General features: G+C 49.3%; 13 protein-coding genes and 1 other RNA gene. 9 read left to right on the forward strand and 5 right to left on the reverse strand.

Features of this window, described 5'->3' with window-relative positions:
* Positions 1-109: 109 nt before the first annotated feature.
* From groL to ssrA, 3 genes are all read right to left on the reverse strand, one after another.
* Positions 110-1,726, reverse strand: a complete 1,617-nt coding sequence (groL, locus tag TRQ7_RS02255) for a chaperonin GroEL (RefSeq protein WP_038066349.1) — start codon at positions 1,724-1,726, stop codon at positions 110-112.
* 14 nt (positions 1,727-1,740) lie between these two features.
* Positions 1,741-2,016 (reverse strand): co-chaperone GroES, encoded by a 276-nt coding sequence (gene groES / locus TRQ7_RS02260; RefSeq protein ID WP_041843908.1) that lies wholly within the window; start codon positions 2,014-2,016, stop codon positions 1,741-1,743.
* Between the two features lie 203 nt (positions 2,017-2,219).
* Positions 2,220-2,577: a transfer-messenger RNA gene (gene ssrA / locus TRQ7_RS09485) on the reverse strand.
* 115 nt (positions 2,578-2,692) lie between these two features.
* Here ssrA and TRQ7_RS02265 point away from each other — a divergent pair.
* From TRQ7_RS02265 to TRQ7_RS02305, 9 genes are read left to right on the forward strand one after another with little or no spacing between them, the layout of a single operon-like run.
* Positions 2,693-3,730: an ABC transporter permease gene (locus tag TRQ7_RS02265; RefSeq protein WP_038066356.1), complete on the forward strand. Its 1,038-nt coding sequence runs from the start codon at positions 2,693-2,695 to the stop codon at positions 3,728-3,730.
* Between the two features lie 13 nt (positions 3,731-3,743).
* On the forward strand, positions 3,744-4,685 hold the full coding sequence (locus TRQ7_RS02270; RefSeq protein WP_012645054.1) for an ABC transporter permease: 942 nt from the start codon (positions 3,744-3,746) through the stop codon (positions 4,683-4,685).
* A 12-nt stretch (positions 4,686-4,697) separates the two neighbouring features.
* Positions 4,698-5,699 (forward strand): ABC transporter ATP-binding protein, encoded by a 1,002-nt coding sequence (locus TRQ7_RS02275; RefSeq protein WP_041843909.1) that lies wholly within the window; start codon positions 4,698-4,700, stop codon positions 5,697-5,699.
* A gap of 3 nt (positions 5,700-5,702) precedes the next feature.
* Positions 5,703-6,857, forward strand: a complete 1,155-nt coding sequence (locus TRQ7_RS02280) for an ABC transporter ATP-binding protein (protein WP_041843910.1) — start codon at positions 5,703-5,705, stop codon at positions 6,855-6,857.
* Positions 6,854-7,345 carry a hypothetical protein gene (locus tag TRQ7_RS02285; RefSeq protein WP_012645058.1) on the forward strand — a complete coding sequence of 164 codons (492 nt, stop codon included), beginning with the start codon at positions 6,854-6,856 and terminating at the stop codon, positions 7,343-7,345. The genes TRQ7_RS02280 and TRQ7_RS02285 overlap by 4 nt, the downstream gene beginning before the upstream one ends.
* A 12-nt stretch (positions 7,346-7,357) precedes the next feature.
* Entirely contained in the window at positions 7,358-8,350 is a 993-nt protein-coding gene (locus TRQ7_RS02290; protein WP_038066359.1) for an ABC transporter ATP-binding protein, read from the forward strand.
* Positions 8,334-9,182: a VIT1/CCC1 transporter family protein gene (locus TRQ7_RS02295; protein WP_012645060.1), complete on the forward strand. Its 849-nt coding sequence runs from the start codon at positions 8,334-8,336 to the stop codon at positions 9,180-9,182. Before TRQ7_RS02290 ends, TRQ7_RS02295 begins: the two co-directional genes overlap by 17 nt.
* A 13-nt stretch (positions 9,183-9,195) precedes the next feature.
* Positions 9,196-9,756 (forward strand): 3'-5' exonuclease, encoded by a 561-nt coding sequence (locus tag TRQ7_RS02300; RefSeq protein WP_012645061.1) that lies wholly within the window; start codon positions 9,196-9,198, stop codon positions 9,754-9,756.
* 4 nt (positions 9,757-9,760) lie between these two features.
* Positions 9,761-11,017: a PhoH family protein gene (locus tag TRQ7_RS02305; RefSeq protein WP_012645062.1), complete on the forward strand. Its 1,257-nt coding sequence runs from the start codon at positions 9,761-9,763 to the stop codon at positions 11,015-11,017.
* On the opposite strand, the gene scpB is transcribed toward TRQ7_RS02305, so the two are convergent.
* Both scpB and TRQ7_RS02315 read right to left on the reverse strand, forming a co-directional pair.
* On the reverse strand, positions 10,982-11,485 hold the full coding sequence (scpB, locus tag TRQ7_RS02310; protein WP_012645063.1) for an SMC-Scp complex subunit ScpB: 504 nt from the start codon (positions 11,483-11,485) through the stop codon (positions 10,982-10,984). The two genes, TRQ7_RS02305 and scpB, sit on opposite strands and share 36 nt — an antisense overlap.
* On the reverse strand, positions 11,475-12,152 hold the full coding sequence (locus tag TRQ7_RS02315) for a ScpA family protein (protein ID WP_041843911.1): 678 nt from the start codon (positions 12,150-12,152) through the stop codon (positions 11,475-11,477). Before TRQ7_RS02315 ends, scpB begins: the two co-directional genes overlap by 11 nt.
* Between the last annotated feature and the right edge of the window lie 2 nt (positions 12,153-12,154).

The following is a 12,154-nucleotide window of genomic DNA, read 5'->3' on the forward strand; positions in this document are numbered from 1 at the left end:
TTGGATCTGATACCGGCAAGATCGCCATACCTGAAAGGAGATATTGACGTTTTTATTGTATCACAACCAGATAAAAAAACAAGGGGGCGTCCGCCCCCAATACGTGTCATCAGTATTCCTCAGGCAGAGACGGTGTTTCTTTCTTTTCCTCAGGTTTTTCGACCACCAGCACTTCCGTTGTCAGGAGCATTCCCGCGATGGATGCTGCGTTCTGGAGAGCGCTCCTTGTGACCTTTGCAGGATCTATGATTCCTTTCTCAAACATGTTTCCAAATTCGCCCCTCAGAGCGTCGAAACCGTAAGCCGGATCGTCGCTGGCAAGGATCTTCTCTATGATCACGGCTCCATCGTATCCAGCGTTCTCTGCAATCTGTCTGATCGGTGCAGAGAGGGCTTTGTAGACGATCTGTGCTCCTATCTTCTCGTCACCATCGAGCTCTTCGAGAAGCTTTTCTACGGCTTTTCTGGATCTCAGGAGAGTGACTCCTCCACCGGGAACGATTCCCTCTTCTACGGCAGCCCTAGTTGCGCTCAGAGCGTCTTCGATTCTGTGCTTCTTTTCCTTGAGCTCTGTTTCGGTGGCGGCTCCGACCTTTATGACGGCGACTCCACCGGCGAGTTTGGCCATTCTCTCCTGGAGAGTTTCTTTTTCGTACTCAGATGTGGTCTCTTCTATCTGAGCCTTGATCTGTGCGATTCTCTTCTTGATCGCTTCGGGATCTCCTTTTCCTCCGATGATGATGGTCTCGTCTTTCTTGACCCTCACAAGGTCGGCCCTTCCAAGGTCCTCGAGTGTGAGGTCTTCGAGGTTGATTCCGAGTTCTTCACTTGCAACCTGTCCGCCGGTGAGGATGGCTATATCCTGGAGCATGGCCTTTCTTCTTTCACCAAATCCAGGTGCTTTTACTGCACAGGACTGAAGCGTTCCCTTGAGTTTGTTGAGAACGAGTGTGGTCAGAGCTTCACCTTCGACGTCCTCGGCAATGACAAGGAGTGGCTTCCCTGTTTGAGCAACTTTCTCAAGAATCGGTATCAGAGGCTTCACAGCACTGAGTTTCCTGTCGGTAATGAGGATGAAAGGTTCCTTCAAAACGACTTCCATCTTCTCTGCATCCGTCACAAAGTACGGTGAGATGTATCCCCTGTCGAACTGCATTCCTTCGGTGAATTCAACGTAGGTCTCGAGTGTCTTGGAGTCCTCAACCGTGATGACACCGTCTTCTCCTACCTTGTCCATGGCCTCGGCGATAAGTTCTCCTATTTCAGGGCTGTTGGCGGAAATCGCCGCAACATGAGCGATGTCTTCCCTTCCAGAGAGTTTCTTGGAGAGCTTTTTGATTTCCTCAACGGCCCTTTCAACGGCCTTGTCTATTCCTCTTTTGAGCAGGATCGGGTTCGCACCGGCTGCAACGTTCTTGAGACCTTCTTTGATCATCGCCTGCGCAAGAACCGTTGCCGTTGTCGTACCGTCTCCGGCGACATCGTTCGTCTTAGAGGCAACCTCCTTCACGAGCTGAGCACCGAGGTTTTCGAATTTATCCTCGAGCTCAATTTCCTTTGCAATAGAAACACCGTCGTTCGTTATGGTTGGAGATCCCCAGGATTTCTCAATGACAACGTTTCTTCCCTTCGGTCCAAGGGTTATCTTCACAGCGTTTGCGACCTTGTCCACACCTCTTTCGAGAGCCCTTCTTGCTTCCTCGTTGAACTTCAGAAGCTTCGGCATATCTCACACCTCCCTCACTCTTCGATTTTCGCAAGTATATCGTTCACATCGATGATGATGTAATCTTCATCATCGATCTTTATCTCCGTACCGGCATACTTGGAAAAGATCACCTTGTCTCCCACCTTGATGTCGAACTTCTCTTCATCTTCTATCCTTCCCACCGCAACGACTTCGGCTTTCATGGGTTTTTCTTTTGCTGAATCTGGAAGCACGATTCCTCCTTCGGTCTTCTTCTCCTCCTTGATGGGTTTGATCAGCAACCTTTCACCGAGAGGTATCACCTTCATACTTCATCCCTCCTTCGGAAATTTTTTAGCACTCTCGACTCATGACTGCTAATATAAATATACAACTTTTTCCATGCGACTTCAAGCGCTATGATTTAAGGAAAAATAACAGAAAAATTACGATATAATTAAACAAAAGATAAAAAATGTCTAAAACCACGTTTCAAAATATAAGGGGGTGCTTTCGGCACCCCCTTCCTTTCTGGTGGAGGCGGGGGGATTCGAACCCCCGTCCGAAGATGGAGGCCCCTGGGCTTCTCCGAGCGCAGCCCGTGTTTCGTGTCTCGGGAAGGACCCCCCCACGGGCAGGGTGTCGCTTCCCACAGCCTTCCTGAACCTTCCCGATCCGGGCCGGAAGGCGGAGCCCAGATCGGTAGGCTGGATCCCTCACGCCCTCTTCCGGAGCCCAGCCAACTCCGGAGAGGACGGCCGCCTATCTATTAGGCGGCAACAGCAACAGGTTCGTTGGCACTTATTCGTGTTCCCACCTTTTTTACGAGGAGGTGGGGACCTCGGCTCGCTTCCCAGGGGACTCCATCCCCGTCGAACCCGTTCGCCCCCTGGTTTCAGCCATGATTATTATACCACTTCCATTGACTTTGTTTTCCCCAGAAAGGTTCAGATTATTGTATAATCATATGAAGGCATCAGGAAAATCGACCAGGAGGTGTACCCTGTGACAGCATACGTTATACGAAGGTTGCTTCTGCTTCCCCTGATACTCCTCGGTGTAACGTTCATCGTGTTTTCCATGATCCAGTCACTTGGACCTGACAAACTGCTGGCTGCTTATGTGAATCCGAACATGCTCGACAAACTGACGCCAGAGCAGATGGACGCATTGAAGGAAAAGTACGGACTGAACGACTTCTTCGTGATCCGGTACGGCAAATGGCTTCTCAACACCCTGAAAGGAGACCTTGGATGGTCTCTTGTGGGAAAAGAACCCGTGAAAGACGCCCTTTTGAAGAGGTTGCCGTACACGATTGAACTCGCACTTTACGCCATTTTCCCGGTTATATTCGTTGGAATCTGGCTGGGTGTGAAAGCCGCTGTACACAGAGGAAAATTCCTGGACCATTTCATAAGGATATTCGCAGTTGTGGGATGGTCCTTTCCGGATTTTGTTTTTGGACTGCTTGTTTTGATGATCTTCTACAGCATTCTGAACTGGCTCCCTCCGGGAAATCTCAGCTTATGGGCTGAGGAGGTGATCAGATCTCCTGAATTTCGTCGCTACACAAAACTCATCACAGTCGATGCCCTGCTGAACGGAAGACTCGACGTTTTCTGGGACGGCCTGAAACACCTCATAGGTCCCATCATAACACTCTCCTGGCTCTGGTGGGCGTATCTTTTGAGAATCACAAGATCCAGTATGCTGGAGGTTTTGAACAAAGAATACGTGAGAACGGCCAGAGCGAAGGGCCTTCCAGAAGACGTGGTCATAAACAAGCACGCCAAGAGAAACGCACTCATTCCAGTCACCACGGTGGCCGGAGGCATGGTGATAGGGTTGTTCTCTGGAACGGTGATCGTGGAGACCGTTTTCAACAGAACGGGTGTGGGAAGCTTCACGGCACAGGCAGCACTCCAACTCGATTACGCGTCCGTCATGGCTTCTGCTCTGTTCTTCTCCACGATCCTGGTGGTAGGGAATCTCATTATAGACATCCTGTACGCCCTCATAGATCCCAGAATAAGACTCGGATGAGAGGTGAAATGGCGTGAATCAGGAGCTGAAGAGAATTCTGAAGAGATTTTTCAAAGATCCATCCGCTGTGCTCGGACTTTCTCTGGTTCTTTTTTTCACGGTGGTGGCCATTCTGGCGCCCGTTATCGCACCACCCGTTCATCCTCTCACGAGGATGAAACTCCCAGATCCCTATTTGATGCCCGTTGTGAGCTGGGATCAGAGTCCTCAGCCACCGACTACGAAAGAGGACGCCATAGCGAAAAATCCTAACAGAGAACCGATACGTGGTGTGGATTATCATCCATTTGGTGTCATAGGTGGAAGGGACATATTCTACGGAGTTGTCTGGGGAACGAGGACGGCTTTCAAAATAGGGATAATAGTCACCCTGGCCAGACTTCTGATAGGAATCCTGATAGGTTCCATCTCCGGATACTTTGGAGGATGGATAGATGAACTTCTCATGAGGATCACCGACGTATTCCTTTCAATTCCGTTTCTCATAGCCGCCGTTGTTCTTACGACGGTGCTTGGAACGGGCCTGGACAAGGTCATGATTGCGATGATCGTATTCGGCTGGATGGGTGCCGCAAGGCTCATAAGAGGGAACATACTGCAGGTGAGAGAAGAACAGTACGTTCTCGCAGCGAAGGCGATCGGTGTGCCGGACTTTCTCATCATACTCAAACACGTGCTTCCAAACTCCATTTTCCCTGTTCTGATCTGGGCATCCATGAACATGGGATCCCTTGTGATAACGGCCGCTGTGCTCAGTTTCCTTGGTCTTGGAGCACCTCAGGGATACGCGGACTGGGGGTCTATCCTCAGTTACTCCAGAGACTGGATGATGGAGATCGGAAAACACTGGTACGCCCTCGTCTATCCGGGAACCGCCATGGTGCTGTTCGTGCTCGGATGGAACCTGCTGGGAGATGCACTGAGAGATGCATTCGATCCAAGGCTCAAATTCTAAGGAGGGATCGAGTTGAAAGAACCCTTGCTTCGAGTGGAAAATCTCAAGACCTACTTCTATACAGAAGATGGTGTTGTTAAGGCCGTTGATGGAGTCTCTTTCGATGTGTTCGAAGGAGAGACCCTTGGTATCGTTGGAGAGTCAGGAAGTGGAAAGAGCGTAACTTCTCTTTCCATAATGAGACTTCTCGATCAAAACGGAAGGATAGAGGATGGGAAGATCGTTTTCAAAGGGAAAAACCTTCTTGAACTTTCAGAGAGTGAGATGAGGAAGATACGAGGAAAAGAAATCGCCATGATCTTTCAGGAACCCATGGTGGCCTTGAATCCCGTCTTCACCATAGGAGATCAGATAATGGAAGCGATCATGCTTCATCAGAACGTCTCGGAGAAAGAGGCACGGAAGATGGCGATAGACATGCTGAGAAAAGTGGGAATCCCCGAACCCGAGAAGAGGGTCGACGAGTACCCTCATCAACTGTCCGGTGGTATGAGACAACGTGCGATGATCGCCATGGCTCTTTCCTGCAGACCAAGCCTTTTGATAGCGGACGAGCCCACGACCGCACTGGACGTCACCATCCAGGCTCAGATCCTCGAACTCATGAAGGAACTTCAGAGAGAGTACGGAATGGCGATCATTCTGATCACCCACGACATGGGTGTCGTTGCGGAGATGTCCGACAAGGTTGCAGTTATGTACGCTGGAAAGGTGGTTGAATACGGTGATGTGAAGACCATCTTCAACGAACCGAAACACCCGTACACCTATGCACTCCTCGAATCCACTCCAAGAATCGATATAGATCAGGAAAGGTTGAAGAGTATTCCAGGAAACGTTCCGGATCCTCTCAACTTCCCCACAGGGTGTAAGTTCCATCCAAGGTGTGAGTTCTTCGTGAAAGGAAAGTGTGATGTTGAGGAACCCAAACTGGAAGACATCGGAAACCACAGGGTCAGATGTTTCTTCTGGCAGAAACTCGATGAGATCAGACGCGCAAAAAGCGAGGTGTGAGACGTGAGCAAGGAAATCGTGAGAGTAGAAAACCTCGTGAAATACTTTCCCATAAGGGCTGGTGTTTTCAAAAGGATCGTCGGATGGGTCAAAGCGGTGGACGGTGTGAGTTTCAGTATAAACGAGGGTGAAACTTTTGGCCTGGTGGGAGAGTCGGGATGTGGTAAAACGACCGTTGGAATGACCCTTTTGAGATTGTACGAACCAACATCGGGACGAATAATCGTTGATGGAGAAGACACGACCTACTACTTCATGAGCCGCTCCAGGGCAAAGGACTACATAAGAAAGACTTATGTGGAAAGGTTCAGAAAGATGAAGAAAGATGACATAGAAAAGCTCAATGGAGTGGACAGAAAGTACGCCCACCTTTTCTTCGAAGAGGCAAAGGCTTCACCGAAGAAGTTCATGGCTCTCCTTCTTGATGATCTGAAGGAGAAAAGGAGAAAGTTCAGAAGAGAAATGCAGATAGTCTTCCAGGATCCGTACAGCTCTCTGAATCCGAGACTGAGAGTGAGAAGCATTGTGAGAGAAGGAATTGTCACACACAGACTCGCACGCGGTAAAGAAGTTGAAGAAAGGGTCAAAGAGATCCTCGAAGACGTCGGCATTCCCTCTGCTTACATCTACAGGTTCCCCCATGAGTTCTCCGGTGGTCAAAGGCAGAGAATAGGCATTGCAAGGGCTCTTGCACTGGAGCCAAAGCTTGTCGTGGCAGACGAAGCAGTGGCAGCCCTCGACGTCTCCATAAGGAGCCAGATCATAAACCTCATGGAGGATCTTCAGAGGGAACACAGGTTAACCTACATCTTCATCTCTCACGATCTTGCCGTCGTGAAGCACATCAGCGATCGGATCGGTGTGATGTACCTCGGAAAGATAGTGGAACTCGCTCCAAAAAAGGCCCTGTTTGAGAATCCTCTGCACCCCTACACCGTGGCCTTGATGTCGGCGATACCGATACCCGATCCAAACAAAAAGAGAAAGAGAATTATACTGAAAGGAGATGTACCGAGTCCGATAAATCCTCCTTCTGGATGCCGGTTCCATCCAAGATGCCCTATTGCAAAGGACGTTTGTGCCAGGGAAGAACCACCCCTTCGGGAAATCGAAGGAGGGCACTTCGTCGCCTGTCATTTTCCGGGTGAGTTGCGATGAAAAGACACTGGTTCATCCTGTTTTCAATAGCGATCGTTATATTGCTTTTCAGGGTTAAGTGGGATGTGAAGAAGATCTACGTGAAAGATAACGGGATTAAAGAAATGGTGGAAAAGATCCTGATAGAAAAACACTACAGGTTCTCTTTTGTGGACAACGAAGAAAACGCTCTGGTGATAGAGAAAGACAGAATGATCCTGCCACCAAACGACATAGTCCTGCATCTGGACTGGAGCGAAGAAAAGAAGGAAAAGGCAAAAAGACTGGCTGAATCTCTGTTTCAGGAAGGGGTTGTCCTTTCGGCCACCGAAACAAAAATCGCCACAGAAGATGTGATACTGGAAAGGGCACTGGACAGTTTTTTCAGAGGAGATAGTTCTTTCTTCGAGAACGGATATTACTGTGGAGACATCTATCTGTTTCTCAAAGATGAGTGTGTTGCAAGGTACGATCCAAAAACAGAGGAACTTGTCCTTTTTGGTCCTTAGGAGGTGAAGACTTTGGCAGCGCTTCTTGAGGTGAAGAACCTGAGCACGTGGTTCTACATGGAAGAGGGTATAGTCAAGGCCGTGAACGATGTGAGTTTTTCTCTGAACTCCAACGAAGTGCTTGGAATCGTGGGAGAAACTGGCTCTGGAAAGAGCGTGACGGTAAAATCCATTATGCGTCTCATAAAACCCCCGGGAAAGATCGTGAGTGGTCAGGTCCTGTACAGAGGACAGGACATTCTGAAGATCCCCGAAAAAGATATGCACAGAATCCGTGGAAAGGAAATCGCTATGATCTTCCAGGATCCAATGATGTCTTTGAATCCCCTGTACACGATAGGTGACCAGCTCATGGAAACGATCAGGTATCATCTGGGATACGACAAAAGAAGGGCCTATCTCAGGGCCGTTGAAATGCTGGAACTCGTTGGGATACCCGAGCCAGAAAAGAGAATGAACAACTATCCCTTCGAGTTTTCTGGCGGTATGAGACAGAGGGTGGTCATAGCGATCGCTCTGTCCTGCAACCCCAGCGTGCTCATAGCGGACGAGCCTACAACCGCGCTGGACGTCACCATTCAGGCTCAGATCCTCGAACTCATGAAAGAACTACAGAAAGAGTTCAAAACGGGTCTTCTGTTCATTACGCACGATCTGGGTGTGATCGCGTCCATGGCAGACAGGATCATGGTGATGTACGGTGGAAGACAGATGGAGATAGGAACGTCCGATCAGATCTTCTACTCTCCGCGTCATCCGTACACGAAGATGCTCTTGAGAAGTATCCCGAGAGTTGACAAGAGGCTGGAAAAACTCGAGTCTATACCCGGTCAACCTCCCAGAATGGTGGACATACCGCCTGTGTGTCCCTTCTTGCCTCGATGTCCAAGGAGGGTCGACAGGTGCCTGGCCGAGCTGCCAGAACTCATTGAGATAGAGGAAAATCACTTCGTGAGGTGTTTCAATCCCGTCGAGGAGGAAGTGAGCGTTGAAGGAAATACTTGAGTTCCAAAGAAAAGAGATCACAGAGTATCACGTTTACAGAAAGCTGGCAAAAAAGGTCTCTGGAAAGAACGCAGAGATCCTTCTCTCCATAGCCGAAGATGAAAAAAGACACTACGAGATGTTCAGAAAGATCACAGGGAAAGAGACAAAGCCATCGATGCTTCTGGTCTTCTGGTACATACTACTTGCCACTCTGTTTGGTCTCACCTTTGCCCTGAAACTCATGGAGAGGAACGAGAAAAAGGCCGAAAAAGCCTACGAGAAGATAGACATTCCCGAAGTGGTCAGGATCATGAAAGACGAAGAAAGACACGAAGAAGAAATCCTGAACATGCTCGACGAGGAGCGCTTGAACTACGTCAGTTCCATGGTTCTTGGCCTCAACGATGCCCTGGTTGAGTTGACAGGAGCACTCGCGGGGCTCACCTTTGCCTTTCAGAACACCAAGATAGTGGGACTTTCTGGCCTGATAACGGGCATAGCAGCCGCCTTTTCCATGGCCGCCTCTGAGTATCTCTCCCAGAGAGCAGAAGAACAAACCGAAAAAACCAGTCCTCTGAAGGCTGCACTGTACACGGGTATTGCCTACATTGTCACCGTAGCGATACTGGTGGCTCCTTTTCTCATTCTGGAGAACCCCTTTGTGGCTCTGGTTTTCACACTGATCGGTGCCACTCTTGTTGTCCTTTTTTTCACTTTCTTTGTCTCCGTAGTCAAGGAAAAGAGGTTCGGCAGTTACTTTCTGGAGATGTTCCTTCTCAGTTTTGGTGTTGCCGCTTTCTCTTTCCTGGTTGGGGTGATTGCCCGAAGGATCTTTGGAATCGAAATATGAGGAGTGTTAGGCAATGATATGGAACGACATCATTTTCTGCGTCGTGGACACGGAGACCACCGGAACAGATCCTTTTGGTGGAGACCGGATCATCGAAATAGCCGCTGTTCCTGTGTTCAAAGGAAAGATCTTTTCGAACAGGGCGTTTCACTCTCTGGTGAATCCCCACGTTAGAATACCCGCCCTGATACAGAAAGTACACGGAATCAGCAACGAAGAAGTGGAAGAGGCCCCCGATATGGGAACGGTTTATGAACGCTTCAGGGACTATGTGAAAGGGACCGTTCTTGTCTTCCACAACGCCAACTTCGATCTCACGTTTCTAGATATGATGGCAAAAGAAACCAGAAACTTTCCACTGACGAACGCCTACATAGACACACTGGACATCTCCCAGGAGGTCTTCGGAAGACCGCATTCACTGAAATGGCTCTGCGAAAAACTGGGAATAAGAGATAAGATAGAACACCGGGCGCTCTCCGATGCCCTGGTGACGGCAAAGGTTTTCGTTCGGCTCGTGAAACTGCTTGGCGAACACAAGGTGGACGATTTCATACGAAAGAAATGGGGGTAAGACCATGGTGAAAAACTACGTCCTCGACACGAACGTTCTGATCCACGATCCGGATTCCATATTCTCCTTTGAAGACAACAACGTCATCGTTCCTCTTCCGGTCCTGGAAGAACTGGACAAACTGAAGAGAGAACACGGCAGCGTGGGTAAGAACGCCCGTGAGGTGATAAGACGTCTGGATGAACTCAGAAGGAAGGGAAACCTCAGAAAGGGTGTTCCTCTGGAGAACGGAGGAGTGTTGCGTGTCCATGTGCTGGAAAGGGAAGTGGAGGGAGCGCCCCGCTTTCTCCATGAAAGATACATGGACAACATCATTCTCTCGTACGTGCTGGACCTCATCAACAGGGAGAAAATTCCCACCATTCTCGTCAGCAAAGACATAAACCTCCGTGTGAAAGCGGACTCCCTTGGCATACCCGCTCAGGACTATCTCACTGACAGATCGGAACTGGAAACCATGCCGAAAGGCTACATGGAGTTTCACGATGAAGACCTCAAAAGAGCGCTGAAAACCAAAGAAGTGGTCGAAAAAAATCTGGATCTTCTCGACAACTTCTACATCGATCTGGGGGAACTTTACGGAAAGTACAGGAAAGGAAAAATCTTTCGCGTTAAACCCTTCGAGATAATGGGAATATCTCCCAGAAACAGAGAACAGATCTTTTCCATGGACGCACTCCTGGACGATGAGATTCCCCTCGTGTTCCTTGTGGGGATAGCGGGAACGGGAAAGACCCTCCTGGCCCTCGCAGTCGGTCTTTACAAGGTTCTGGTGGAAAAACGGTATAGAAAGCTGATCGTAACTCGCCCCACGGTTCCCATGGGACGGGATGTGGGCTACCTTCCTGGAGAACTGGAAAAGAAGATGAAACCCTGGCTGCAACCGATTATGGACAACCTGGAATTGATCTCGTCCCTTTCTGGACTGAAGATCAAAGAACTGGAAAAACAGGATCTTCTGGAGATAGAAGCCCTTTCCTTTATCAGGGGAAGGACGATTCCGAAGCAGTTCATCATCATAGACGAGGCGCAGAACCTCACCCCGCACGAGGTGAAAACGATTCTCACACGCGTTGGAGAGGACACAAAGATCGTTCTGGTCGGTGATCCGTACCAGATAGACACACCTTACCTGGACAAGGATACGAACGGACTGGTCTACGCAGCTTTGAGGCTTCTCGAATCGGATCTTTCCGCCGTTATAAAGCTGGAGAAAGGAGAAAGATCAAGGCTGGCCACCGTCGCCGCCGAGCTTCTGTGAAACTTCCTTCAGCATTTCGTCCAGCATGGCACTCTCAACGAAAGAGGGAGAAAGCTGGTACAGAAAGCCTCTTCCGTGTCGTTTTTTGCGGACCACTCCCATCTTCTGAAGGGAAGACAGAACATTTGATGAATCCTTTCCCCTGAACGCGTCTATCTCGCTCTTTGGCAGCGGTCCGGAAAGAAGAAGCAGCGCCACAATCTCCATCTGTGATTCGGTGAGGTTTCTGTACTTTCGTCTGGACATTCTGGAAACAAGATCCGCGTACTCGGGTTTCGTGTAAAACCGGTACTTGCCCCCAACCTCTCTCAGGACAACTCCGTGTTCTGGCTTTTCGTACTCTTTGACCAGCTCTTCGAGTATCTCCTTCACCTTTTCTTCGCTTGTTTCGAGAACCTTCGCCAGTTTCTCCGGTGATACACCGCTTGACGCAAACAGCAGGGCCTCGATGGCGGCTTTAAGGTGCATGAGCGAACCTCCTGATCTTCATGTCCTCGAGAAGTATGAGTTTTCCGATCTTCACAAGCTCCAGGATGGCGAGCAACCTCACTATGAGTTCATAAACGTTCTTTGCTCGGGAGAGCAAAGAAGGAATTTCCTCTTCCCCATCGACCTCTTCTAAAATTTTTTCCATCATGTCCTCCACAGAAAGAACCTCACTCTTCACACGATGGACGGACTCACGGAGGGCCTCTTCCTTCCAGATGCGCTCCAGGATCTCTCTGAACTTCTCTAGTCTTTCGACCTTTTCAAAGAAGGGTGTTTTTAACCGAACGGGTTTTCTTTTCAAAAGGGACGGCTCTTCCCTCATCCTCTGAACGATCTCCTTCACTTTCGAATACTCTTCCAGTCTTCTGTAGAGTTCCTCACGTTTTCTTTCCACTTCTTCTTTTTCTTCTTCCCTCACCCTTGGAATGAGAAGTTTGGATTTCAGTTCCATCAGCGTGGACGCCATCTCGAGAAAATCCGATGTGATCTTCATGTCCAGCCTCTTCATGTGTTCCAGATATTCGACGAATTCGTCTGCGAGTTGGGATATGGGAACCTGCCTGATGTCCACCTTCTTTTTCCTCACAAGATAGAGTAGAAGATCAAGGGGACCCTCGAAGACGGGGAGCTTGAAAACAAGTTCCATAT

Origin of the sequence: Thermotoga sp. RQ7 (genome assembly GCF_000832145.1) — a bacterium.
GTDB lineage: Bacteria > Thermotogota > Thermotogae > Thermotogales > Thermotogaceae > Thermotoga > Thermotoga neapolitana.